21 protein-coding genes are annotated in these 25868 nt (G+C 61.2%); 10 read left to right on the top strand and 11 right to left on the bottom strand.

Annotated features, from left to right (window positions below):
- Positions 1 to 121 precede the first annotated feature (121 nt).
- The 5 genes from eno to rlmD all read right to left on the bottom strand — a co-directional run bounded on the left by eno (position 122) and on the right by rlmD (position 7975).
- Complete coding sequence (gene eno / locus QMZ29_RS00355) at positions 122 to 1417, bottom strand: phosphopyruvate hydratase (RefSeq protein ID WP_025301599.1); 1296 nt, start codon at positions 1415 to 1417, stop codon at positions 122 to 124.
- Positions 1418 to 1498: 81 nt separating this feature from the next.
- On the bottom strand, positions 1499 to 3136 hold the full coding sequence (gene pyrG / locus QMZ29_RS00360; protein ID WP_004932674.1) for a glutamine hydrolyzing CTP synthase: 1638 nt from the start codon (positions 3134 to 3136) through the stop codon (positions 1499 to 1501).
- 351 nt (positions 3137 to 3487) lie between these two features.
- Complete coding sequence (gene mazG / locus QMZ29_RS00365; protein WP_025301598.1) at positions 3488 to 4282, bottom strand: nucleoside triphosphate pyrophosphohydrolase; 795 nt, start codon at positions 4280 to 4282, stop codon at positions 3488 to 3490.
- A 102-nt stretch (positions 4283 to 4384) separates the two neighbouring features.
- On the bottom strand, positions 4385 to 6616 hold the full coding sequence (gene relA / locus QMZ29_RS00370; protein WP_025301597.1) for a GTP diphosphokinase: 2232 nt from the start codon (positions 6614 to 6616) through the stop codon (positions 4385 to 4387).
- Between the two features lie 9 nt (positions 6617 to 6625).
- On the bottom strand, positions 6626 to 7975 hold the full coding sequence (gene rlmD, locus QMZ29_RS00375; protein ID WP_261427489.1) for a 23S rRNA (uracil(1939)-C(5))-methyltransferase RlmD: 1350 nt from the start codon (positions 7973 to 7975) through the stop codon (positions 6626 to 6628).
- A gap of 66 nt (positions 7976 to 8041) precedes the next feature.
- Between rlmD and barA the strand changes: the two genes are divergently transcribed.
- Positions 8042 to 10768 (top strand): two-component sensor histidine kinase BarA, encoded by a 2727-nt coding sequence (barA, locus tag QMZ29_RS00380; RefSeq protein WP_049204768.1) that lies wholly within the window; start codon positions 8042 to 8044, stop codon positions 10766 to 10768.
- Between the two features lie 68 nt (positions 10769 to 10836).
- Here barA and degP read toward each other — a convergent pair whose 3' ends face one another.
- Positions 10837 to 12276: a serine endoprotease DegP gene (degP, locus tag QMZ29_RS00385; RefSeq protein WP_060434248.1), complete on the bottom strand. Its 1440-nt coding sequence runs from the start codon at positions 12274 to 12276 to the stop codon at positions 10837 to 10839.
- A 180-nt stretch (positions 12277 to 12456) separates the two neighbouring features.
- Positions 12457 to 13974 carry a dGTPase gene (dgt, locus tag QMZ29_RS00390; RefSeq protein ID WP_049204771.1) on the bottom strand — a complete coding sequence of 506 codons (1518 nt, stop codon included), beginning with the start codon at positions 13972 to 13974 and terminating at the stop codon, positions 12457 to 12459.
- 129 nt (positions 13975 to 14103) lie between these two features.
- Here dgt and mtnN point away from each other — a divergent pair, with 129 nt between their 5' ends.
- The 4 genes from mtnN (at position 14104) to QMZ29_RS00410 (ending at position 16676) form a co-directional block, all read left to right on the top strand.
- Complete coding sequence (gene mtnN / locus QMZ29_RS00395) at positions 14104 to 14805, top strand: 5'-methylthioadenosine/S-adenosylhomocysteine nucleosidase (protein WP_049200308.1); 702 nt, start codon at positions 14104 to 14106, stop codon at positions 14803 to 14805.
- Positions 14806 to 14827: 22 nt separating this feature from the next.
- Complete coding sequence (gene btuF / locus QMZ29_RS00400; RefSeq protein ID WP_261427492.1) at positions 14828 to 15613, top strand: vitamin B12 ABC transporter substrate-binding protein BtuF; 786 nt, start codon at positions 14828 to 14830, stop codon at positions 15611 to 15613.
- Entirely contained in the window at positions 15613 to 16227 is a 615-nt protein-coding gene (locus tag QMZ29_RS00405) for a TRIC cation channel family protein (protein WP_038873529.1), read from the top strand. The genes btuF and QMZ29_RS00405 overlap by 1 nt, the downstream gene beginning before the upstream one ends.
- A gap of 200 nt (positions 16228 to 16427) precedes the next feature.
- Positions 16428 to 16676 (top strand): fimbrial protein, encoded by a 249-nt coding sequence (locus tag QMZ29_RS00410; protein WP_065424607.1) that lies wholly within the window; start codon positions 16428 to 16430, stop codon positions 16674 to 16676.
- A gap of 61 nt (positions 16677 to 16737) precedes the next feature.
- Here QMZ29_RS00410 and erpA read toward each other — a convergent pair whose 3' ends face one another.
- Positions 16738 to 17082 (bottom strand): iron-sulfur cluster insertion protein ErpA, encoded by a 345-nt coding sequence (gene erpA, locus QMZ29_RS00415; protein ID WP_004932708.1) that lies wholly within the window; start codon positions 17080 to 17082, stop codon positions 16738 to 16740.
- Positions 17083 to 17171: 89 nt separating this feature from the next.
- Positions 17172 to 18611 carry a H(+)/Cl(-) exchange transporter ClcA gene (gene clcA / locus QMZ29_RS00420; protein WP_261427486.1) on the bottom strand — a complete coding sequence of 480 codons (1440 nt, stop codon included), beginning with the start codon at positions 18609 to 18611 and terminating at the stop codon, positions 17172 to 17174.
- 174 nt (positions 18612 to 18785) lie between these two features.
- Here clcA and hemL point away from each other — a divergent pair, with 174 nt between their 5' ends.
- On the top strand, positions 18786 to 20075 hold the full coding sequence (gene hemL / locus QMZ29_RS00425) for a glutamate-1-semialdehyde 2,1-aminomutase (RefSeq protein WP_197833326.1): 1290 nt from the start codon (positions 18786 to 18788) through the stop codon (positions 20073 to 20075).
- 60 nt (positions 20076 to 20135) lie between these two features.
- Here hemL and ampE read toward each other — a convergent pair whose 3' ends face one another.
- On the bottom strand, positions 20136 to 20990 hold the full coding sequence (gene ampE / locus QMZ29_RS00430) for a beta-lactamase regulator AmpE (RefSeq protein ID WP_261427483.1): 855 nt from the start codon (positions 20988 to 20990) through the stop codon (positions 20136 to 20138).
- Positions 20990 to 21586 (bottom strand): 1,6-anhydro-N-acetylmuramyl-L-alanine amidase AmpD, encoded by a 597-nt coding sequence (ampD, locus tag QMZ29_RS00435; protein ID WP_025301585.1) that lies wholly within the window; start codon positions 21584 to 21586, stop codon positions 20990 to 20992. The genes ampE and ampD overlap by 1 nt, the downstream gene beginning before the upstream one ends.
- An 84-nt stretch (positions 21587 to 21670) precedes the next feature.
- Between ampD and nadC the strand changes: the two genes are divergently transcribed.
- The 4 genes from nadC (at position 21671) to hofC (ending at position 25832) form a co-directional block, all read left to right on the top strand.
- Positions 21671 to 22561 carry a carboxylating nicotinate-nucleotide diphosphorylase gene (gene nadC / locus QMZ29_RS00440; protein ID WP_147823053.1) on the top strand — a complete coding sequence of 297 codons (891 nt, stop codon included), beginning with the start codon at positions 21671 to 21673 and terminating at the stop codon, positions 22559 to 22561.
- A 189-nt stretch (positions 22562 to 22750) separates the two neighbouring features.
- Positions 22751 to 23188 (top strand): prepilin peptidase-dependent pilin, encoded by a 438-nt coding sequence (ppdD, locus tag QMZ29_RS00445; protein WP_043135904.1) that lies wholly within the window; start codon positions 22751 to 22753, stop codon positions 23186 to 23188.
- Between the two features lie 5 nt (positions 23189 to 23193).
- Positions 23194 to 24636 (top strand): type II secretion system protein GspE, encoded by a 1443-nt coding sequence (gene gspE / locus QMZ29_RS00450; protein WP_025301582.1) that lies wholly within the window; start codon positions 23194 to 23196, stop codon positions 24634 to 24636.
- Positions 24633 to 25832, top strand: a complete 1200-nt coding sequence (gene hofC / locus QMZ29_RS00455; RefSeq protein WP_151428288.1) for a protein transport protein HofC — start codon at positions 24633 to 24635, stop codon at positions 25830 to 25832. Before gspE ends, hofC begins: the two co-directional genes overlap by 4 nt.
- Positions 25833 to 25868: the final 36 nt, after the last annotated feature.

A 25868-nucleotide genomic window follows, 5' to 3' on the forward strand; every position in this document is an offset into this window, starting at 1 on the left:
CTGGTTCATCACATTTTCCTCTGTGCGTGAGTAAAATGTGTCAACGCTATTCAGGACGGGTCAATAGCCACAAAAAAACCCGCCGCAGCGGGTTTTTATTTAACAACCGAATCGGTCGAACTTACTGGCCTTTAACTTCTTTCAGGCCGTTGAATGGCGCACGGTCACCCAGCGCTTCTTCGATACGGATCAGTTGGTTGTATTTAGCAACGCGGTCAGAACGGCTCATGGAGCCGGTTTTGATCTGGCCAGCCGCAGTCCCTACCGCCAGGTCGGCGATGGTCGCGTCTTCGGTTTCACCGGAACGGTGAGAGATCACCGCGGTGTAACCAGCGTCTTTCGCCATCTTGATTGCAGCCAGCGTTTCGGTCAGAGAACCGATCTGGTTGAATTTGATCAGGATGGAGTTAGCGATGCCTTTCTCGATGCCTTCTTTCAGGATCTTGGTGTTGGTCACGAACAGGTCGTCGCCCACCAGCTGAATTTTGTCGCCCAGCACTTTGGTCTGGTAAGCGAAGCCCGCCCAGTCAGATTCATCCAAGCCGTCTTCGATAGACACGATTGGGTACTGTTTGGTCAGCTCTTCCAGGAAGTGAGTGAACTCTTCGGAAGTGAAGGCTTTATTGCCTTCGCCGGCCAGCACGTATTTACCGTCTTTGTAGAATTCGGAAGCCGCGCAGTCCATCGCCAGAGTAACGTCTTTGCCCAGCTCGTAGCCCGCCGCTTTTACCGCTTCAGCGATAACGGCCAGCGCTTCGGCGTTGGAACCCAGGTTTGGCGCGTAGCCGCCTTCGTCGCCCACGGCGGTGTTCATGCCTTTGGCTTTCAGAACTTTCGCCAGGTGGTGGAACACTTCAGAACCGATGCGCACCGCTTCTTTCAGGGTCTTCGCGCCAACCGGCTGAATCATGAATTCCTGAATGTCGACGTTGTTGTCAGCGTGCTCGCCGCCGTTGATGATGTTCATCATCGGCAGTGGCATGGAGAATTTGCCTGGGGTGCCGTTCAGTTCAGCGATGTGCTCATACAGCGGCATGCCTTTAGAGGCTGCGGCCGCTTTCGCTGCTGCCAGGGAAACCGCCAGAATGGCGTTGGCGCCGAAGTTGGATTTGTTTTCGGTGCCGTCCAGATCGATCATGATCTTGTCGATGTTCGCCTGGTCTTTGGCATCTTTACCCAGTACTGCCTGAGCAATCGGACCGTTTACTGCAGCAACGGCTTTCAGTACGCCTTTACCCAGGAAACGAGACTTGTCACCGTCACGCAGTTCCAGCGCTTCGCGGGAACCGGTAGAAGCACCTGACGGCGCAGCAGCCAAGCCGACGAAACCGCCTTCCAGATGAACTTCGGCTTCAACAGTCGGGTTACCGCGGGAGTCGATGATTTCACGACCGATGACTTTAACGATTTTGGACATTAGGTTTTCCTCAGTACAAGTTAAACTAAAACTCCAGACAAACAGCGCGCGGTTCTCACCGCGCGCCGCCCACCAAATATTTTATTTCACCTGGCGCTTCTGATGCTCGCCTGCGGCTTTCACGAAGCCGGCGAACAGCGGATGCCCATCACGCGGCGTAGACGTAAATTCCGGGTGGAACTGACAGGCTACAAACCACGGGTGATTCGGCAGTTCAATGATCTCGACCAGCTTGTTGTCGGCGGAACGACCGGCGACACGCAGCCCTGCGGCTTCGATCTGCTTCAACAGCATGTTGTTAACTTCGTAACGGTGACGATGACGCTCGACAATGGTCGGTTCGCCGTACAGCTGACGCACCAGGCTGTTGTCGCTCAGGTTGCACTGTTGGCCACCTACGCGCATCGTGCCGCCCAAATCGCTTTCTTCGCTGCGCACTTCGACGTTGCCGTCTTCGTCGCGCCATTCGGTGATCAACGCCACCACCGGGTACTTACAGTCTGGCATAAACTCGGTGGAGTTGGCGTTTTCCATGCCGGCCACGTTGCGAGCGAACTCCATCAACGCCACCTGCATGCCCAGGCAAATGCCCAGGTAAGGAATGTTGTTCTCGCGCGCATAGCGTGCGGTCATCACTTTGCCTTCCACGCCGCGGTAGCCGAAGCCGCCCGGGATCAGGATCGCATCCAGCCCTTTCAGCACTTCCACGCCGCGGGTTTCTACGTCCTGCGAGTCGATCAGCTTGATGTTCACGGTCAAACGGTTTTTCAGCCCGCCGTGTTTCAGCGCTTCGATCACCGACTTGTAGGCATCCGGCAGCTCAACGTATTTGCCGACCATTCCGATGGTCACTTCGCCGCCCGGATTGGCTTCTTCGTAGATCACCTGTTCCCATTCGGCCAGGTTGGCTTCCGGTGCGTTCAAGCTGAATCGTTTACAAATATAATCGTCCAGCCCCTGAGATTTCAATAGGCCTGGGATTTTATAAATAGAATCAACGTCTTTCAGAGAGATAACCGCTTTTTCCGGCACGTTACAGAAAAGCGCGATTTTCGCGCGTTCGTTAGCAGGAACCGCGCGATCGGAACGGCAAATCAGCACATCAGGCTGAATACCGATGGAAAGCAGCTCTTTTACAGAATGCTGGGTCGGCTTGGTTTTCACTTCGCCCGCCGCCGCCATGTAAGGCACCAGCGTCAGGTGCATGTACAGGGTGTGCTCGCGGCCCACTTCCACCGCCATCTGACGGATGGCTTCGAGGAACGGCAGCGATTCGATATCGCCGACGGTGCCGCCGATTTCCACCAGCACCACATCGTGGCCTTCGCCGCCTTCGATGATGCGTTCTTTGATCGCGTTGGTGATGTGCGGAATGACCTGCACGGTCGCGCCCAGATAGTCGCCGCGGCGTTCTTTACGCAGCACGTCGGAGTAGATGCGGCCGGTGGTGAAGTTGTTGCGACGCGACATTTTGGTGCGGATGAAGCGCTCGTAGTGACCCAAATCCAGATCGGTTTCTGCGCCGTCTTCGGTGACGAAAACTTCCCCATGCTGAATCGGGCTCATGGTGCCCGGATCCACGTTGATGTACGGGTCCAGTTTCATGATGGTAACGTTGAGGCCACGGGCTTCAAGAATAGCCGCCAGAGAGGCTGCGGCAATGCCTTTACCCAGAGAGGATACGACCCCGCCGGTCACAAAAATATAATTAGTTGTCATGCTGAACCTGAGAGTTTAGGTTTAAAGACGATGGAAGAACCAGGACGGGAAAGTAGTATACCCGAACCTCTCCTGACCTACAAACGATCGTTTTGCTGTCCATCATCTCGGCCGCCCTCCCGTGTTCATCAGGGTTTACTCCGCCGGCGCCGCCTAAACCCTCTAGGAAATACAAAGAGTTAGCGGAGAAAATTTCTTTTTACCGCCCCTATCGAGCGATAAAACGCCTTAGATTTCAGTTTGTTGGCCTTTTGCTGCCGACGGCAGCCCTGCGCCTGTGACCTGACCGTAAGCTTAACCGTTTCAGCCTGAGTGAACCTTGTTTGCGATCAACATTGTCGTTGCAGCGATTCAACTTTCCTTGCGCTTCACCTGCTGCCAGGCGTCTTCCATCTGCTCCAGCGTGGCGTCTTCAAGCCGCAGCCCGCGTTGCTGGACGATCGCCTCCACCTCCCGGAAGCGGCGTTCGAACTTGCGGTTCGCCGCCTGCAGCGCGTTCTCGGCCTTGTGGCCCAAATGGCGCGACAGGTTCACGGTGGCGAACAGCAGATCGCCGATCTCCTCTTCCAGCTTGCTCTCATCAACCACCGCCTGGCGGGCTTCGTGCATCACTTCGTCGATCTCTTCATACACTTTGTCCAGCACCGGGCCCAGCGTGTTCCAGTCGAAGCCGACCGAGGCGCAGCGTTTTTGGATCTTTTGCGCCTTCATCAACGCCGGCAACGCCTGCGGAATGTCGTCCAGCACCGAGTGCAGCGCTTTTTCGGCGCGCTCGCCGGCCTTGAGCTGCTCCCAGCGCGCCGCCACGGCTTCGCTGTCTCCGCCCTTGGCGTCGCCGAAGATGTGCGGATGACGGCGCTCCAGCTTGTCGCTGATGGCGGTGCACACCTCATCAAAATCGAACAGCCCCTGTTCCTGCCCCATCTGGGCGTAGAACACCACCTGGAACAGCAAGTCGCCCAGTTCGTCGCGCAGATCGGCGTAGTCCTGCCGTTCGATGGCGTCCAGCACTTCGTAGGTCTCTTCCAACGTATAAGGCGCAATGGTGGCGAAGGTTTGCTTGCGGTCCCACGAGCAGCCGAGCTGCGGGTCGCGCAGCGTTTTCATGATGTTCAGCAGACGCTGCAGCGGAGTGGATTGGGTCATAAAAAATCTCTGAGAAAGAATGGGGGCGCAGGGGAGCGCCCGCAGAATTCATGGATTTCGGGCCGCATCCGCTATCGATACGGCCCGAAAGGCGATATGGGCTTAGTTGCCGTGCAAACGCTTGGCGTCTATCACGTCCGGCAGTTGGTTCAGCTTCGCCAGCACCCGGCTCAACACCTGCTGGTTGTAGATTTCGATATCCATGTCGATAGTGGCCAACTGCTTCTTGGTATCGCTGCGGCTGGCGACGCCCAGCACGTTGACCTTTTCGTTGGCCAGAATGGTGGTGATATCGCGCAGCAGCCCGCTGCGATCGTTGGCCATCACGCGCACCACCAGCGAATAACCGCTGGAGTAGCTTTCGCCCCACACCGCATCGACGATGCGCTCCGGCGCATGCGATTGCAGATCGACCAGCTGATCGCAGTCCGCACGGTGGATCGAAATACCGCGCCCCTGGGTAATAAAACCGACGATGTCGTCGCCCGGGATCGGCTGGCAGCAGCGGGCGATGTGGTGCATCAGGTTGCCCACGCCCTCCACCACCACGCGGCCGTTATCCTTGTTGCGGGTCGGCGGCGGCGCTTTCTGCTGCACCAGCTGGCGCAGCGCCTCGCGATCCTGCTCTTCGGCGCTCGGCTTGTTGAACTTGCCCTGCAGGTAATTCACCATCTGGTTCAGGCGAATGTCCCCGCCGCCGATCGCCGCCAACACCTCGTCCAGCGAGTTCATGTTGTAGCGCGGGATCAACAGCTTCTCAGCCTCTTTCAGGCTGATGCCGAGATGCTCCAGTTCGTTGTCCAGCATCTGGCGGCCGGCGAGAATGTTCTTGTCGCGATCCTGCTTGCGGAACCAGTTGTGGATCTTCGAGCGCCCGCGGCTGGTGGTCACGTAGCCCAGGTTCGGGTTCAGCCAGTCGCGGCTCGGGTTTGGCTGTTTCTGGGTGATGATCTCAATCTGATCGCCCATCTTCAGCTGATAGGTAAACGGCACGATGCGGCCGCCGATCTTGGCGCCGATGCAGCGGTGACCGACGTCGCTGTGAATGTGGTAAGCGAAATCGAGCGGCGTGGAGCCGGCCGGCAGATCCACCACGTCGCCTTTCGGGGTAAAGACATAGACCCGATCGTCGAACACCTGGCTGCGCACTTCGTCGAGCATTTCGCCGGAGTCCGCCATCTCTTCCTGCCAGGCGATGAGCTTACGCAGCCAGGCGATGCGCTCTTCGTAGCCGGAGCGCACGGTCACGCCCGCGCCCTCTTTGTACTTCCAGTGTGCGGCCACGCCCAGCTCGGCGTCTTCATGCATTTGCCGGGTGCGGATCTGAATCTCGACGGTTTTGCCGCGCGGCCCCAGCACCACGGTGTGGATCGACTGGTAGCCGTTGGGTTTCGGGTTGGCGACGTAGTCGTCGAACTCGTCCGGCAGGTGGCGGAAGTGGGTATGCACGATGCCCAACGCCGCGTAGCAATCCTGTAGACGCTCCGCCACGATGCGCACCGCGCGCACGTCGAACAGTTCGTCAAACGCCAGGTGCTTTTTCTGCATCTTGCGCCAGATGCTGTAGATGTGTTTCGGCCGGCCGTAAATCTCCACCCGAATGCCTTCTTTGGCCATCTCGGCGCGCAGCCCGGCGACGAAGTCGTCGATGAACTGTTCGCGATCGATGCGGCGCTCATGCAACAGCTTGGCGATGCGCTTGTATTCTTCCGGGTGCAGGTAGCGGAAGCAGAAATCTTCCAGCTCCCACTTCAGTTGGCCGATGCCGAGCCGGTTAGCCAACGGGGCGTAGATGTTGGAACACTCTTTCGCCGCCAGCACGCGTTCGTCTTCCGGCGCGTCTTTCACCTCGCGCAGGTGGGCGATACGTTCCGCCAGCTTGATGACCACGCAGCGGAAATCCTCCACCATCGCCAACAGCATGCGGCGCACGTTGTCGACCTGTTCGGAGGCCATCGAGTCGTTTTGGGTGGCTTTCAGTTGACGAATGGCGTCCATGTCGCGCACGCCGTGCACCAGCGCGACGATGCCATTGCCGAACGCTTCGGTCAGGGTCTCTTCCTGCACGATGCCGGCGTCCACCAGCGGGAACAGCAGCGCGGCGCGCATACTGTCGTTGTCCATGCTCAGCGTCGAGAGGATTTCCACCATCTCCAGGCCGCGCCACAGCAGCAGCGAGGCGTCGGGATGGTTTTGGGTCTGCTGCTCACAATAACGCCAGGTTGCGGCCAATCGCTCACATGACTGCGGGTTGGGTAGCCCCAAGCCGGCGATCCACTCATCGAGAGCGAACTCACCCGCCGTATTCAGATGTGCACTTCTTACCGCAACCATAACTTCTCCCTACTTTGCAGCGACCTCTGGCGCGCGCTCGTTGATAAACAGCGCCATTGATTCAAGATGCCCCGTGTGCGGAAACATATCCAACATCCGCACGCGCGCAAGACGATAACCGGCGTTCAACAGCACTTTGCTGTCGCGAGCCAGCGTGGTGGGGTTACAGGAAACATACACCACCCGCGCCGGCGCCAGTTTTACAATGTGTGACATCACCCCGGCCGCACCGGCGCGGGCGGGATCCAGCATCACCTTATCAAACCCTTGTGCTGCCCAAGGTTGCCGCTCAACGTCGTCCTCCAGATTCTCATGGAAGAACGACGCATTATTCAGCTTATTCTTATGTGCATTATATTGCCCATTCGCTACCAGCGTGGCAACACCTTCGATGCCCACCACCGCAGCGGCGCGGCGCGCCAGCGGCAGGGTGAAATTCCCCATGCCGCAGAACAGGTCCAGCACCCGATCATTGGGTTGAATGTCGAGCCATTCAAGGGCCTGCGCCACCATTTGTTGGTTTACGGCGTCATTGACCTGAATAAAGTCGCGCGGACTGAAGTCTAAGCGTAGCCCGTCAACCTGATAATACGGCGTTTCACCGCACAGTTTTTCCACGCGGTCGCTGTCCGGCGCCAGATAAACAGCGACGTTTTCCCGCTCGCCAAACGCCAACAGCGCCTGGCGATCCGCCTCTTTCAGGGCATCGAGATGGCGCAGCACCAGCAGCGGGCCGTTATCCGCCAGCACCAGCTCCACATGCCCCAGCCGCCGCACCGCCTGCAGCCCGCTCAGGCAGGCGCGCACCGGCGCCAGCAGCTGTTCCAGCTCCGGGCGCAGCACCGGGCAGTGCTCCACCGCTACCAGCTCGCTGGAGGCCGCCTGTCGAAACCCCATCATCAGGCGCTGCAACTTCGGCTGCCACGCCAGGCTCAGGCGGGCGCGGCGGCGATAACCGTATTCCGGGCCGGCGATCACCGCTTCCTGCTGCGGGGTCACCCCGGTTTCGCGGGCGATCATGCGCACCAGCGCCGCCGCCTTGCTCTGCTGCTGCAGTGCCTCATCCGCATGCTGCTGCTGGCAGCCGCCGCACACGCCGAAATGCGGACAGCGCGGTGCCACCCGCTGCGGGCTGCGGCTCAGCAGGCGCTTGAGCTTGCCTTTGGCGAACTGGCGCTTGTCTTCGGTCAGCTGGATTTCCGCCTGCTCGCCCGGCAATACGCCCGGCACGAACACCGCTTTGCCGTCGTGGCGCGCCACGCCCTGGCCGAAAGGATCGAGATCGCTCACCGTCACGGTGAAGATTTGTGAGCTCTGCCGGGTCGTCACGCGGCGTTTGGGAGAGTAGAATTGCGCCATATTTGTCGATTGTGTGCTGGTTCATTAAGCTAGTGTCAGCTGTCAATTCTCCCACATTGGAATCCCATGACCAAATACAGCCTGCGTGCGCGCATGATGATCCTGATTCTGGCCCCGACCTTGCTGATTGGTTTGCTGCTCAGCACCTTCTTCGTGGTGCACCGCTATAACGAGCTGCAGGAGCAATTGGTCGACGCCGGCGCCAGCATCATCGAGCCGCTGGCGGTGGCCAGCGAGTACGGCATGACGTTCCGCAGCCGCGAATCGGTCAGGCAGTTGGTCAGCCTGTTGCACCGCCGCCATTCGGACATCGTGCGTTCGATCACCGTGTTCGATGCGCAGAACAATTTGTTCGTCACCTCCAATTATCACCACAACTTCGCCCAGCTGCAGCTGCCGAAAGGCGTGCCGTTGCCCACCGAACTGATGCTCACCCGGCGCGGCGATTCGCTGATCCTGCGCACGCCGATCCTGTCGGAAAATCAGTATCCGGATGAAACCGCCGACGGCGGCAGCCACCCCGACAACAACCTGGGCTATGTGGCGATCGAGCTGGATCTGCAGTCGGTGCGGCTGCAGCAGTATAAAGAGGTGTTCGTCTCCACCCTGCTGCTGCTGCTGTGCATGTGCATCGCCATCCTGTTCGCTTACCGCCTGATGCGCGACGTGACCGGCCCGATCCGCAACATGGTGAACACCGTCGATCGCATTCGCCGCGGCCAGCTCGACAGCCGCGTGGAGGGCTACATGCTCGGCGAGCTGCACATGCTGAAGAACGGCATCAACTCGATGGCGATGTCGCTCACCGCCTATCACGAAGAGATGCAGCAGAACATCGATCAGGCCACGTCCGACCTGCGTGAAACGCTGGAGCAGATGGAGATCCAGAACGTCGAGCTGGATTTGGCGAAAAAACGCGCGCAGGAGGCGGCGCGCATCAAGTCCGAATTCCTGGCCAACATGTCGCACGAGCTGCGTACCCCGCTCAACGGCGTGATCGGTTTTACCCGCCAGATGCTGAAAACCGATCTGAGCGCAACCCAAACCGATTATTTGCAGACCATCGAACGCTCGGCCAACAACCTGCTGACCATCATCAATGACGTGCTGGACTTCTCCAAGCTGGAGGCCGGCAAGCTGGTGCTGGAGCATATTCCGTTCGCCCTGCGCGAAACGCTGGACGAAGTGGTGGTGCTGCTGGCCCCCAGCGCCCACGACAAAGGGCTGGAGCTGACGCTGGATGTGCACAACGACGTGCCGGAGCAGGTGATCGGCGACTCGCTGCGCCTGCAGCAAATCATCACCAACTTGCTGGGGAACGCCATCAAGTTCACCGAAACTGGCAATATCGATATCCGCGTCGAGCTGCGCAAACAGCTGGATCGCCGGGTGGAAGTGGAAGTGCAGATCCACGACACCGGCATCGGCATCTCCGAACGCCAGCAGTCGCAGCTGTTCCAGGCATTCCGTCAGGCAGACGCCAGCATCTCCCGCCGCCACGGCGGCACCGGGCTAGGGTTGGTGATCACGCAAAAGCTGGTGAAGGAGATGGGCGGCGACATCTGCTTCCACAGCCAGCTGAATCGCGGCTCGACCTTCTGGTTCCACATCACGCTGGATCTGAACGAGGGCATGCTGTCGCTGGCGCCAAGCCTGCCGGATCTTAACGGCAAAACGCTGGCCTATATCGAGTCCAACCCGACGGCGGCGCAGGCAACGCTCAACATGCTCAGCGTCACGCAGCTGGTGATCACCCACTCGCCGACGCTGGGCCAGCTGCCGTCAGGCCATTACGATTTCCTGCTGGCCGGCGTGCCGATCCCGTTCCGCGACAACATGGCGCAGCATCAGGACAAATTGTTGGCCTCGCTGAAGCTGGCCGATCGGGTGATTCTGGCGCTGCCGTGCCAGGCGCAGATCGACGCCGAACTGCTCAAGCAACAAGGTGCGCTTGGCTGCCTGATCAAGCCTATCACCAGCACGCGTCTGTTCCCGCTGCTGAGAATGGAAACGCCCGATCGGCTCGCCGCCCCGCCTGAGCGCAAACGTCTGCCGCTGACGGTGATGGCGGTCGACGACAACCCGGCCAACCTGAAGCTGATCGGCACGCTGCTGGGCGAACAGGTGGAAAAAACGCTGCTGTGCGAGAGCGGTGAGGAAGCGCTGGCGCTGGCGCGCAACAACGTGCTGGATCTGATCCTGATGGACATTCAAATGCCGAAGATGGACGGCATTCACGCCAGCGAACTGATCCGCCAACTGCCGCACCACAACTCTACGCCGATCGTCGCCGTCACTGCCCATGCCGCCAGCGGCGAACGCGAGCATCTGCTGCAGGCCGGGATGGACGACTACCTGGCCAAGCCGATCGACGAGAAAATGCTGACCCGCGTGCTGTCGCGCTACCACAGCGGCGACGTGGAAAGCGCCGTCGCCGACGATGCCCCGCTGTCGCTCGACTGGCCGCTGGCGCTGCGCCAGGCGGCCAATAAACCGGATCTGGCGCGCGATCTGCTGCAAATGCTGCTCGATTTCCTGCCGCAGGTGCGCGAACGGGTGCAGGCGCTGCTCGAGGGGCAACACGACGACGAGATCCTCGACCTGGTCCATAAGCTGCACGGCAGCTGCAGCTACAGCGGCGTGCCGCGCCTCAAGCAGCTGTGTTTCTACCTCGAGCGGCAGCTGCGCCAGGGCATCACCAACGACGAACTGGAGCCGGAGTGGCTGGAGCTGTTGGATGAGATTGAACTGGTGATCCACGCGGCGCGCGCGCATCTGGCGCAACCGGCCTGAATCCTCAGGCCATAATGCAAAAAGGCACGCCGTAGCGTGCCTTTGTTGCTTTTAGCGCCTGACGTTTATCACTGCGCCAGCAGGTACAGTTGGCTATCGCCACGCTGAATATTCAACGCCAGCACCGACGGTTTGCTGTCGAGGATTTTACGCAGCTCGCCCAGGTTCTGGATCGGCTGTTGGTTCACGCCCAGGATCACGTCGCCCTTTTTCAGGCCGATGCGCGCGGCGGCGCTGCCGGCTTTCACGCTGTCGACCTTGACGCCTTTCACGTTGCCGACCTGGGTATTGCTCAGCTCGGCGCCTTCAATGCCGGTGTAGATATTGCCCGAGGCCACCTGGGTCTGCGCGCTTTGCTCCAGCGTGACGTCAATCGTTACCGGCTTGCCGTCGCGAATAATGCCCAGCGACATCTTGCTGCCGACCGGCAGCGTGCCGATCTCCGCCCGGAACGAGGCGAAGCTGGAGATGGCCTTGCCGTTCATGGTGACGATCACGTCGCCGGCCTTGATGCCCGCCTTCGCGGCGGAAGATTTCGGCATTACCTGGCTGACGAAGGCCCCGCGCTGCGCATCGACCTTCATCGCCTTGGCCAGCTCAGAGTTCAGCTCGGTGCCCATGATGCCCAGTTCGCCGCGTTTCACCTGGCCATACTCGACCATTTGCGCCGTCAGGTTTTTCACCATGTTGCTCGGAATAGCGAAGCCGATACCGATATTGCCGCCGTCCGGCGCCAGGATCGCGGTGTTGATGCCGATCAGCTCGCCGTTCAGGTTAACCAGCGCGCCGCCGGAGTTACCGCGGTTGATCGCCGCATCGGTCTGGATAAAGTTTTCGTAGTTTTCGATGTTCAGGCCGCTGCGCCCCAGGGCGGACACGATGCCCGAGGTGGCGGTTTCACCCAACCCGTACGGGTTGCCGATCGCCACGGTGTAATCGCCGACGCGCAGCTGATCGGAGTCCGCCATCTTGATCGCCGTCAGGTTCTTGAAGTCTTTCAGCTGGATCAACGCGATATCGGAACGCGGATCCTTGCCGATCACTTTGGCGTCGAAGCGGCGGCCGTCGCTCAACTGCACCTGGATCTTGTTGGCGTTGTCCACCACGTGGTTATTGGTCACCACATAGCCCTTGGCGGCATCGATAACCACCCCGGCGCCCAGCGCCTGGAATTTCTGCTGCGTGCCCTGCGGCTGGCCATCCGGCCCTGGCTGTTCACCGCCCTGACACATCGGCGAGCCCTGGAACGGCGAACCGTCCTGGCAGAACGGCGAATCCTCACCGAAGAACTGTTGGAACTGCTGCGGCATGCGCGGCGTATTGACCGTGGTGCTGCCCTCAACGTTAATGCTCACGACGGAAGGCATCACCTTCTCCAGCATCGGTGCCAGGCTCGGCAGCTGTTGGGTGCTGGAAGAGGCGGTTTCAGCGGCGCTGACCGTCGCCGGGCCCATCGCCATACCGATACTGAATGCCAGTGCGCTCAGAACTAATGCGGTTTTTTTCATCTGTGTGTCTCTTATAAAGTCGTTCAAAAAGAATGGCCGTCTTGCGTGCTTATTCAGAGTTAATTAATAGCCCGAAGTTCCGGCACAGATGATTGGCAATAGTAAACAAATATTGTCCGTCTTTACAAAACTCGAGACAGCCAACCGGTTGGAATTGCTGGAAATTATTCTTCAGCTCAATTATTCCGCCGCCATCAATCGACGATATTCATCATAGGCGTACAGGTCGGTCATTCCGCTGATATAGTCCTGCAATAAACGCGCGCGGAAATAATATTCCCGAATGGCTTGCTGCTCCGGCGATAAATGCTGCAGCCCTTCTACCGCCTCCGCATACGCCAGCCGATGCTTGGTGGACAGCTTGTGGAACAGGCGTGTTTCAATCGGATAAGCGCGATGGCTGTCCTCGCGCACCAGCTGGCTGAAGTCCGCCAGCGACATCGCCAACAGCGGGCTGTAAATGTCCAGCAGGCCGCTGATCACCCGATAGCCTTGCAGCTCGAGCTGCTCGACCTCAGGGTGGTTGAACACGTGCTTGAACGCCACATTTTTAAATATCTTCAGTAGCCGATAGGCCGGGCTGGAATCCTCCAGCAGCGCCTGATTGAAACTGCCCTGATAGACCGCGTCCAGATTGTCGATAAAGCGCTGCGCCGCATGCGGCACCAGCCGCGCCACGGTAAACACCCGCAGATACATGAAGAACTGATCTTCCGCGCTGCGCCGCGCGCCGCCGCGATCGATCTTGCGAAACGCGCTGGCGACGGTCTTGTCGAACAGATCGCCCGGCACCACCTCGCCCCACTCCTGAATCAGGTGCTGATACAGCTGCTCGACGGTGAAAATGCTCTTCTCCACCGCGTCTTCCAGATCGGCCACACAGTACGAGATATCGTCGGCGGCCTCCATAATATAGGTCAGCGGGAAACGATCGAACTCGCCCATGTGCAGCTCGCGCCGCAACCGATCGACGAAGGCCTCTTCCGCCAGATAGTAGCCGGGCTTTTTCATCAGGTAACTGTGGCTGGCAGGGATGTCGCTCGCCCAGTAGGCCGGGCGGGTGTATTTCAAAATGCAGCCGACCTGCGCGTAGGTCAGGTTGAGCTTGAGCAGGCTGTACACCATACGGATCGCCTGGGCGTTGCCCTCGAAGTGGCTGAGATCCTGACGGATCCGGCTGCGCAGCCGGTTCAGATCGCCCTCCCCTTCATGCAGGCGCAGCGTCGCCACCTGGCAGCGATCGTGGCTGCCCGGCTCGCTGCCGCAGCTGGCGGGATCGAGCCGCTGGGCGAACCAGTCGTTGATCGCCGACTCGCCGAAGTGTCCGAACGGCGGATTACCGATGTCGTGCATCAGGCAGGCCATTTCCACGATGCTTTCAAACGGATCGAGCAGCCGGGTCAAGCCGAGCTCATCAATTCTCCCCGCCTGTTTGAAGCGATTGAGGATCTCTTTGGCGATGTGGCGCCCAACCTGCTGCACCTCCATCGAGTGCGTCAGGCGGCTGCGCACCGCCGCGTTGCGTTCCAGCGGAAACACCTGGGTTTTTTGCTGCAGACGGCGAATGGCGGCCGAGTTGACGATGCGCCCGCGATCGCTCTCGAACTGCCGCACGATGTCGTACTCTTCCTCGGCCTCGATCGGTTTGCTGAAAGGCCGTTGGAAGCTGATTTTTTGCTTGAAGTCGATCCCGGACATCTGTTTCTCCGCCGTTGCGCCCTGCCCCCGTGATAACAATTCCCGGCAGCGGATGCAACGCATTATCTCTGATACACAGCCATGATAGACTATGCCGCAATTCTCACGGCCAATCAGCGAGTGTTATTTATGAAAGTAGGCATCATCGGCGCAATGGAGCAGGAAGTCACCCTGCTGCGCGATCAAATCGAAAACCGTCAAACCATCCAGCGCGCGGGCTGCGAAATCTACACCGGCCAGATCGGCGGCGTTGACGTGGCCCTGCTGAAATCCGGCATCGGCAAAGTCTCTGCGGCCATGGGCACCACCCTGCTACTGGAACACTGCAGCCCGGATCTGGTGATCAACACCGGTTCCGCCGGCGGCCTGGCCAGCACCCTGCGCGTGGGCGATATCGTGGTGTCGGAAGAAGTGCGCTACCACGACGCCGACGTCACCGCCTTCGGCTACGAGCCAGGCCAGATGGCCGGCTGCCCGGCGGCGTTCGTCGCCGACGACGCGCTGATCGCGCTGGCGGAAAGCTGCATCAAACAGCTGGATCTGCACGCGGTGCGCGGCCTGATCTGCAGCGGTGACGCCTTCATCAACGGCGCCGAGCCGCTGGCGCGCATCCGCGCCACTTTCCCGCGCGTCGCCGCCGTGGAAATGGAAGCCGCGGCGATCGCCCACGTCTGCCATCTGTTCGGCACGCCGTTCGTGGTGGTGCGCGCCATTTCCGACGTCGCCGACAGCGAGTCGCACATGAGCTTCGACGAGTTCCTGGTGGTAGCGGCCAAGCAGTCTACGCTGATGGTCAATGCCATGCTGCAAACCCTGGCCAAGCGCGGTTGATGTGAGGCTGCGCTTCACCTCGATGCTCTGTCTGTTGGCGCTCTGGCTGGCCCTGCCGGTCGGCGCCGCCCAGCGGGTGATTAGCCTGGCGCCCAACGCCACCGAGCTCGCCTATGCCGCCGGCATGGGCGATGTGCTGGTGGCGGCGAGCGCCTATTCCGATTATCCGCCGCAGGCCGCCAAGCTGGAGCAGGTGGCCTCCTGGCAGGGCATTAACCTGGAGCGGGTGCTGGCGCTCAAGCCGGATCTGATCCTCGCCTGGCGCGGCGGCAATCCGCAGCGCGTGCTGGATCAGCTCGCCGCGTTCGGCATCCCGATTTTCTATGCGGACGCCGACACCCTCGAAGGGATCGCCGGCTTGCTGGATAAGCTGGCGCAATACAGCCCGCACCCGGAGCAGGCGCATCAGGCGGCAGACGACCTTCGCCGCCAGTTCGCCGCTCTCAAGCAACAATACGCCGCTAACTCACCACGGCGCGTGCTGCTGCAGTTCGGCACCCAGCCGCTGTTCACCAGCGCCGGCGCCACATTGCAAAGCCAGGTGCTGGCGCTGTGCGGCGGGCAGAACGTCTTCGCCGATAGCCGCACCCCTTGGCCGCAGATCAGCCGCGAGCAGGTGCTGGCGCGTCAACCCCAGGCCATCGTCATCACCGGCGGCGCGAAAGAGGCCGCCAATGTGAAAGCCTTCTGGGCGCCGCAGCTGCAGGTGCCGGTGATCGCGCTGAACGAAGACTGGTTCAATCGCGGCGGGCCGCGGCTGCTGTTGGCGGCGCAGCAACTGTGCCGCCAGCTGGCGGAGATCCGCTGATGCTGGTGTTCTGGTTGGATATTCTCGGCACGGCGGTGTTCGCCGTCTCCGGCGTACTATTAGCCGGCAAGCTGCGCATGGATCCGTTCGGCGTACTGGTATTGGGCGTGGTCACCGCGGTCGGCGGCGGCACCATCCGCGATATGGCGCTGGCCAACGGCCCGGTGTTCTGGGTCAAGGATCCCACCGATCTGGTGGTGGCGATGATCACCTGCGTCTTGACGCTGCTGCTGGTGCGCCAGCCGCGCCGCCTGCCGAAATGGGTGCTGCCGGTGCTCGACGCCGTCGGGCTGGCGGTGTTCGTCGGCATCGGCGTCAACAAGGCTTTCGCGGCCGGCACCGGCCCGCTGGTGGCGATCTGCATGGGAGTGATCACCGGCGTCGGCGGCGGCATTATCCGCGACGTGCTGGCGCGCGAGATCCCGATGATCCTGCGCACCGAAATTTACGCCACCGCCTGCATCATCGGCGGCATCGTGCACGCTACGGCGTTTTACACCTTCCACATGCCGCTGCAACAGGCCATGATGCTGGGCATGATCATCACGCTGGCCATTCGGCTGGCGGCCATCCGCTGGCACCTCAAGCTGCCCGCCTTTATTCTCGAACGCTGAGCCGTCGCCCTGCGGGGCGACGCGTGGCAACGCCGCACCGGGTGATTTATTAGACTAAAAACGGGTCCAGTGGTATTACTTTCGTCCAAAAAATAGCGTAGTGTCGATGTAAAATTCTGTTAACCGCAGGTTAATCCCTTCCCCACACTGTTAAAACTTTTTAACTTTTTGCCGATAAGTCATCACAAGATGGCTTACGGATGACTATTCCCGCAATGATGAAAAAAATTCTGCTTGCCTGCTGTGGCGCCCTGCTGAGTGGCGCCGCGTATGCCGATGCCGTCAGCGGCCAGATCGGCGTTACCCTGACCATTGAACCGCAATGCGCCGTGCGCCTCGAAGCCGCCGTCCCCCAGGCCGAATGCAGCCACGCGACGGCGCAGCCGAAGATCATCCGCAACCCACCGACGCAGCAGAACGGTGCGGAAGTGATCCTCGTGGAATGGTAATGGTAGGCATAAAAAAACCCGCCGGCCTAAGGCGAGCGGGTTGATGTTCTGACGGGCAAACTCAGATGCTGAACGACGAACCGCAACCGCAGGTGGTTTTGGCATTCGGGTTGGTCACCACGAAGCGCGACCCTTCCAGCCCTTCGGTGTAGTCCACCGAACCGCCGACCAGATACTGCAGGCTCATCGGATCGACCACCAGCGCCACGCCCTGCTTCTCGATGGTCATGTCGCCATCGTTGACCTTGTCGTCAAAAGTGAAGCCGTACTGGAATCCGCTGCAGCCGCCGCCGGTAATGTAAACCCGCAACTTCAGGTTCGGGTTTTCTTCGTCAGCAATCAGGAACTTAACCTTGTTTGCTGCTGCCTCGGTAAATTGCAGGGGCAGTGCCGTTTGATCACTCATACTCTTTACTCCCAACATTGTTCAGCATCAGATCGCGACTATGGCTGCCTGATTAATATTAACGATTATCCGATACCTGAGTGTTGCGTTCAAGTATTCACCGCATTTGTTGTATTTTCTTTACCTGTTTTCTCCGCCGCTTCCCGTGCCAGCTGCGCCTCCTGCCTTTGCAGGGTGCGAGCCAAGATCGATGAATACAGCGGCTTGCCGCCGAGCAGCTGCGCCACTACCGTGGCGCCGAGGCAGGTGATGATCATCGGTAAAATCAGCTGGTAGTTGTCGGTCATTTCCAGCACCAGCACGATACCGGTCAACGGGGCCCGCACCGTGGCGGCGAACAGCGCCCCCATACCGGCGATGGCGAAGGTGCCCGCTTCGATGCCGTATTGCGGGAACAGATGCGCCCCCGCCAGCCCGAAGGCGGTGCCGAACAGCGTGCCCAGCGCCAGCATCGGCGCAAAGATGCCACCCGGCGCGCCGGAACCGAAGCACAGCAGCGTGGTGAAGATGCGGGTAATGAAGATAAACATCAACATGCCGACGCTGTAATTGCCCGCCGCGGCGATCGGGATCAGCCCAAAGCCGCCGCCCGCCGCCTCTGGCTGAATCAACCCCAGAATGCCACACACGCCGCCGAGCAACCCACCCATCAACAAGATATTGCGCATTCTGCCGCCGTGCAGGCGCGCGAACATGTCTTGGGTGCGGAAGATCAGCGCGTTGAACCCCACGCCCACCGCGCCGAATATCGCCCCCAGCACCAGATAGAGCCACAGGGTGTTGATGGGCGCCGAAGAAAGTTTGTCGACCGCGATCACCGAGCCCTGGCCGTTAAACAGCTGGTACACCACGCTCGACATGATAACGCCGATAAACACCGCTTTAATCGAGATCAGGTTGTAGCGAAACTGCGGCCGCATCTCTTCGATGATAAACAGAATGCCGGCCAGCGGCGCGTTGAACGCGGCGGACAGCCCGGCGGCGGCCCCGGTCGCCAGCAGCGAATGACGCGCCTCGGCGCCGCGAATGCGCAGCACGTCCAATACCATACGCCCGACGTTGCCGCCCATTTGCACCGTGGGCCCTTCGCGCCCCAGCACCATGCCCGCTCCCAGCGTGCCCATGCCGCCGATGAATTTCACCGGGATCACGCGCCACCAGCGCACCGGCCGCAGCTCCTCCAGCGCGCCTTCGATCTCCGGAATGCCCGAGCCGCCCGCCTCAGGCGCAAAGCGCCGCACCAGGTAATAGCCCAGCGCCGCCAGCGCGGCGGACAGGATAAATGCCAGCGGCCACACCAGGAGCCAAGAGTCGGCGACCTGTGCCAGCGAAGCCAGCCGCTGCTGCTGCACCCACTCCACCGCCTTATCGAAAGCCACGCCGAGCAAACCGGCCAGCGTCCCCACCAGCGCGGCCATCACCAGGATCGCCACCGGGGTTTTATCACGGCGAATAAACTGACGCACCGCATCGCTGCGGCTAAGACGCGGGCTCAACGTCCCGACTGGCTGTGAATGTGTTTCCGTCATCGCGAGTAATTCGTCAGGTAATTTGTAATACAAATAGGCAAGGCGGTTATTCTACCCCAACCCGGTGGCGGGCGCTGCCGTTAATGGTATCTGACTGTGATCGTTTCATAACGCGGCGCTCTCCTCTAGAATAGCGCGGTCAAATCATTCAAAAGAGAATCCAGGAGCCGATTTATGAGCCTACACAGCAAGTCCGAAAGTCTGTACGCCCAGGCGCAACAGTTGATCCCCGGTGGGGTGAACTCTCCGGTGCGTGCATTCACCGGCGTAGGCGGTGTGCCGCTGTTTATCGAGCGGGCAGACGGGGCTTACCTGTTCGATGCCGACGGTAAGGCCTATATCGACTATGTCGGTTCCTGGGGGCCGATGGTGCTGGGGCATAACCACCCGGCGATCCGCGACGCGGTGATCGAAGCGGCGCAGCGCGGCCTGAGCTTCGGCGCGCCAACCGAGATGGAAGTCAAAATGGCGCAATTGGTCACCGAGCTGGTGCCTACCATGGATATGGTGCGCATGGTGAACTCGGGCACCGAAGCTACCATGAGCGCCATCCGCCTGGCGCGCGGCTACACCAACCGCGATAAAATCATCAAGTTCGAAGGCTGCTACCACGGCCACGCCGACTGCCTGCTGGTGAAAGCCGGTTCCGGCGCGCTGACCCTCGGCCAGCCGAACTCACCGGGCGTGCCGGCCGACTTCGCCAAGCACACCCTGACCTGCACCTACAACGACCTGGATTCGGTGCGTGCCGCCTTCGAACAGTACCCGTCCGAGATCGCCTGTATCATCGTCGAGCCGGTTGCCGGCAACATGAACTGCGTACCGCCGCTGCCGGAATTCCTGCCGGGCCTGCGCGCCCTGTGCGACAAGTACGGCGCGCTCTTGATCATCGACGAAGTGATGACCGGCTTCCGCGTGGCGCTGGCCGGCGCGCAGTCCTATTACGGCGTTGAGCCGGATCTGACCTGCCTCGGCAAAATCATCGGCGGGGGGATGCCGGTGGGCGCCTTCGGCGGCCGTCGCGATGTGATGGAGGCGCTGGCGCCGACCGGTCCGGTCTACCAGGCGGGCACCCTGTCCGGCAACCCGATCGCCATGGCGGCGGGCTACGCTTGCCTGACCGAAGTGTCGCAGGTTGGCGTGCACCAGACGCTGACCGAACTGACCGAGATGCTGGCCGCAGGCCTGCTGCATGCGGCGCAGGAAGAGAATATCCCGTTGGTGGTCAACAACGTCGGCGGCATGTTCGGCCTGTTCTTCACCGACGCCTCGACAGTCACCTGCTACCAGGACGTGATGCAGTGCGACGTGGAACGCTTCAAGCGCTTCTTCCACCTGATGTTGGAAGAAGGGGTGTATCTGGCACCGTCCGCCTTCGAAGCGGGCTTCATGTCCGTGGCGCACAGCAAGGAAGACATCCAGCGCACCATCGACGCCGCGCGTCGCTGCTTCGCCAAGCTGTAATCCCGGCCGAATGGCCAAAAAAATGGGCGCCTCGGCGCCCGTTTTGTTTTTCGCTGCGGCTTAAAGCAGCGTGCCGTAAATGGTCAACAGCGCCACCACCACCACGATGATCATCGTCACCTTGCGCGCCAACGTCACCGCCGCGCGCGGCGTTTGCACCGGATCCATATGCGGATCGCGCGCCAGCGAGAACTGCGCCAGCCGCGTCAACACCTGATACGACGACGAATGCCGATCCCCCAGCGAGGCGAACCAGGCCGGCAGCGCGCGCTCGCCGTGGCCAAATAGCGCATAGGCCACCCCGGCCAAACGCACCGGGATCCAGTCCAGCCAGTTCAGCAGATGATCGATGCCCGACTGCGAACGCTCCAGCGGCGTATTGTGGCGCGCCAGCCAGGTTTGATAGGCGCGCAGGAAGGCATATCCCGCCAGCGCGATCGGCCCGTACGGCCCAAAGGCCACGAACCAGAACAGCGGCGCCAGGTAATAGCGGAAGTTGATCCACAGCAGCGCGTTTTGCAGCTCACGCAGGCGCAGCTCTTCGCTGCAGTCCACCGGCAAGCCGTGGATCAACGCCAGCTCTTCCGCCATCTGATCGCTGGCGTGGGTATCGCCCTGCCGCGCCGCTTTCAGGTAGGCGCGGTAGTGTTTGCGCTTGATGCCGGCGCCGACGCACAGCAGGTCGATGACGATCCACAGCAGCAGCGTCACCACGCCGAAGAACAACCCGTGCGACAACCACAGAACGCCCCAGACGACAACCATCCAGGCGGCGGTCATCACCAGCGTCTGCGCCAGCGAAACCCGATGCAGCCGTTGAAATACCACTTCGAGGCGATGATCCAGCTGCCAGTGTTCTCCCAGCTTGAACAGGCGTTCCCAGGCCAAAACCAGCAACAGCGTAAACAGCGTCATTAGCGATTCCTCTCCCTTTTTCTTGTCTCAAGCATAGCGTCGGCGGGCGCGCCGCGTTGTTCCAGAGATGCCAGATAGCGATCCCAATCGAACGCCGGCCCGGGATCGGTTTTGCGGCCGGGGGCGATATCGCAATGCCCGGCGATATGCGCCGCCAGCGGCGGATAATGTTCGGCCAGCAGCGCGGTGACCGCCTGCAGCGTGCGATATTGCGCCTCGGTGTAGGCTAACTGGTCGGTGCCTTCCAGCTCGATGCCGATGGAGAAATCGTTGCACCGTTCGCGCCCCTGATACAGAGAAACGCCCGCGTGCCACGCGCGCTGGTCGAAGGGCACATACTGCACGATCTCCCCATCGCGGCGGATCAGGCAGTGCGCAGACACTCGCAGCTGATGGATCTCGGCGAAATAAGGGTGCTGCGCGGGATCGAGCGTGCCGGTGAACAGCTGGTCGATATAGGGGCCACCGAATTCGCCGGGCGGCAGGCTGATGTTATGGATGACCAGCAGCGAGGGCGGCTCGTCATCCGGGCGACGATCGCAGTGCGGCGAAACCACTCGCGTCACCCCGACAATCCAGCCATTTTCCAACTGCATCAGACACCTCTCTGCGGTGGTACTTATTCCTGCAACAGAGTAGCATGTTCCCCTACGATCTAACCGTCCATTTCGGAGTTTTCCATGCCGACACGCCGCTACAGTGCCGACCGTCGCCGTACCGAGCTTCTTGAACGTATTGAAAGTGATATTCCCTATTCCGTCGCCCAGGCGCTGCGCGAAGACCTGGGAGGTGAAGTTGACGCCGGGCGCGATATTACCGCGCAATTGTTACCGGCGGACAAGCAGGCCGAAGCCACCGTCATTACCCGCGAAGCCGGCGTGTTCTGTGGCTGCCGCTGGCTGAACGAAGTCTTTATTCAGTTGGGCAACCAGGTGCAGGTGGAGTGGCTGGTGGCAGACGGCGACCGTCTGATACCGAACCAACCGCTTTGCCGGCTGCGCGGCCCTGCGCGGGTGCTGTTGACCGGCGAGCGCACCGCGCTGAACTTCGTGCAGATGCTCTCCGGCGTGGCGACCGAGGTCAGCCGCTATGTGGCTCTGCTGGAAGGCACCCAGACTCGCCTGCTCGATACCCGCAAGACCTTGCCCGGCCTGCGCACCGCGTTGAAATATGCCGTACTGTGCGGGGGCGGCAGCAACCACCGGCTGGGGCTGTCCGATGCCTTCCTGATCAAGGAAAACCACATCATCGCCTCCGGCTCGATCAAAAACGCGGTGGAAAAAGCCTTCTGGCTGCACGCCGACGTGCCGGTGGAAGTGGAAGTCGAATCGCTTGATGAACTGCAGCAGGCGCTGGACGCCGGCGCCGACATCATCATGCTGGACAACTTCAGCGTCGAGATGATGCGTCAGGCGGTCGCCCAAACCCAGGGCCGCGCCCAGTTGGAGGTATCCGGCAACGTCACCAGCGAGACGCTGCGCACCTTCGCCGAGACCGGCGTGGATTACATTTCGGTCGGCGCGCTGACCAAACATGTGACCGCGCTCGATCTGTCGATGCGCTTCAAATGATCCCCTCGCCCCCGGCCGCCGCCGGGGGCGTTACCGCAGATTTGCGAAGCCCCTCGCACCGTTTTTCCCTCCGCTGCAAACGGCATCATTACTGATGGAAGCACGCCGAGAAACGCGTAAAACCCGCTCGCCGTTCCCCCGCGCAAACCGCTACCGTTGTTTTCCACACCCTTATGGAGGAAACAACGCATGGAAACGCAACGCGGCTTTAGCCTGATCGAACTGATGGTGGTGATCGCCATCATCGCCATCCTCAGCGCCATCGGCATTCCCGCCTACCAGCGCTACATACAGAAAGCGGCGATGACCGACATGCTGCAAACCATGGCGCCGTATAAACTGGCGGTCGAACTGTGCGTGCTGGATGAAGGCGCGCCCGCCGGCTGTGACGCTGGCAGCAAAGGCATTCCCACCGGCGGCGCGTCGCGTTACGTCAGCGGGGTGAAAGTCGTTAAAGGCGTCATCACGCTGACCGGCGCCCAAACGCTGCAGGGGCTGGCGGTGGCGTTAACCCCCAAATCGAACGCCGATGGGCTGACCCACTGGACCCGGCTGTGCAGCAGCGAAAACGCGACGCTGGTTGAGGTGTGCCGAGAAGTCTTCCGCTTCGACGACGCAGCGGAGTAGCAGCGATGAACGCGCAAATCAGCGAAGAGGTTCACACCCTGTGTCGGCGCTATCAGGCGCTGGCGCTGAGCGAAGACCCGACCACCCTGACGGTCGCGCTCAGCGAAGAAGCGCCGCAGGGGCTGCTGGCGGCGCTGCGTTTCGCCACCGGCAAACGCATCCATCTGGAACAATGGCCGGCGGCCAGGTTGGAGCTGGCGCTGAATCAGCACCACGAGCCGCTCTCGGCACCGCTGGCGGCCGAAGAGGACACAACCGATATCGCCTACCCCGACGACGGCGATGCGCCGGTGGTACAGTTCATCAACCAGACGCTGCGCCTGGCCATTCAGCGCCGCGCCTCGGACATCCACTTCGAGCCCTTTCGGCAGCATTTTCGCATTCGTCTGCGCATCGACGGCGTGCTGCAAACCCTCGCCTCACCGCCGCCGCAGCTGACCGCGCGCCTCATCGCCCGGCTGAAGATCCTCGGCCAGTTGGATATCGCCGAGCGCCGTCAGCCTCAGGACGGGCAGCTCAGCCTGACGCTGGACAGCGCGCGCTATGCCATGCGTATCGCCACCCTGCCGACGCTGCACGGCGAAAAGGTGGTGCTGCGCGTCCAGCAGGGTGAGCAGCAGGAGCTGCCGCTGGATAAACTGGGCATGAGCCGGGCGGATCTGGCGCGCTACGCGACGGCGCTGGCCTGCCCGCAAGGGTTAATCCTGGTGACCGGCCCGACCGGCAGCGGCAAGACGGTCACGCTGTACAGCGGTCTGCGCCAGTTGAACGATGCGCAAAGCAACCTATGCAGCGTCGAGGATCCGGTCGAGATCCCGCTGTTCGGCATTAATCAGACCCAGATCAACGCCAAAACCGAGCTGAGCTTCGCCCGGGTGCTGCGCGCCCTGCTGCGCCAGGATCCGGACGTCATCATGATCGGCGAGATCCGCGATACGGAAACCGCCGAGATCGCGGTCAAGGCCGCGCAAACTGGCCACCTGGTGCTGTCAACGCTGCATACCAACTCCACTGGCGAAACCCTGACGCGGCTGATGCACATGGGGATCCCCGGCTACCTGCTCGCCGGCTGCCTGAAGCTGATCGTCGCGCAGCGGTTGGTGCGCAGGCTGTGCCGCCACTGCCGCTATCCGCAAAGCCAGCCGACGCATTTTCCCACCGCGATCTGGCCAGAACCGCTGACCGCCTGGCGCGCCGACGGCTGCGAGCACTGCTTCGGCGGCTACTATGGGCGCATCGGCGTGTATGAGCTGTTGGCCATTACGCCGGAAATACAGGCGGCGCTGCTGGCGAACGCTGCTCCTAGCCTGCTGGCGAATATCGCCCGTGAGCAGGGGCAGCTTTCGCTGCTGCAGGCCGGGCTGACTCTGGCCGCCGAAGGCACGACCTCGCTGGAAGAACTGTATCGCGTGATCGACGTCGTCCAGCTCGGCGCAACCACGTCATGAAAGCACGCCGCCTGTTTCTGTGGCAGGCTTTCGACGCTCAGGGCGCCTTACGCCGCGGCGAACTGATGAGCGAAGAAAAACGGCAGGTGAGCCGATTACTGATTGAGCAAGGCATGCAACCGTGCCGAATCGGGCACGGCAAACGCGTTACGCCCGGCCAATGGCGTGGAGAACCCTTAATCCACTTCACCCGCCAGCTCGCCACTCTGCTGCAGGCGGGGTTGCCGCTGGTCGATGCGCTGCAGTTGCTGGCAGCAGAGCATCCTTCGGCAGCCTGGCGCTGCCTGCTGCGCCAGCTGGCCGACCAGGTGCGCGAAGGGCAACCGCTTTCCGAAACCCTCGCCGAACAACCGGGGATTTTTCCCCTGATCTACCGCCAGCTGATCGCCATCGGCGAACTGACCGGTAACCTCGATCGCTGCTGCCTGCAGCTGGCACAACAGCAAGAAGCCCAGCTGCTGCTGCGCCGCAAGGTGACCAAGGCGCTGCGGTATCCCCTCTTCATCTGTACGGTGGCGCTGCTGGTCAGCGTGCTGATGCTGGTGATGGTGCTGCCAGAATTCGCCAAGGTTTATCAATCGTTCGATGCGCCACTGCCCTGGTTTACCCAAGGGCTATTGAAGTTGTCCGCGCTGCTGATCGCCGTTGGCCCCTATTTGGCGCTGCTGCTCGGCGCATCGCTGTTCGGCTACTGCCGCTGGCTGCATCCGCGCCCGCCGTGGCGCAGACGTGAACAGGCACTCTTGCTTCGCCTGCCGCTGATCGCCCGGCTGGTGAGCGGCGGCGCGCTGAGCCAAACATTTCGCATCCTGACCATGACCCAACGCGCCGGGCTGACGCTGGTGGAAGGCTTGAGCGCGGCGGCGCTGGCGGCTGACCATCTGCTGTACCGACAGGCGCTGGAGCAGGTGCGACGGCAGATCGCCGAAGGCGAAGCCTTTCATCAAGCCATGGGCCTGCAACCGCTGTTTCCGCCGCTGTGCCGGCAGTTGGTGCGGGTGGGCGAAGAGTCCGGTTCGCTGGACGCCTTGCTGGATAAATTGGCACAGTGGTATGAACGGCAGACGCACGAGCTGGCCGATACGCTGGCGCAAACGCTGGAGCCGCTGCTGATGCTGGTAGTGGGCGGGATTGTCGGCGCTTTGGTGATCGCCATGTACCTGCCTATCTTTCAACTGGGCAGCGTGTTGGGATAAGGGGAAGAGGATAGCGGGCACCGCGGTGTGCTGTGC

The sequence above is a fragment of the Serratia sp. PF-27 genome (assembly GCF_030053255.1).
Lineage (GTDB): Bacteria > Pseudomonadota > Gammaproteobacteria > Enterobacterales > Enterobacteriaceae > Serratia > Serratia bockelmannii.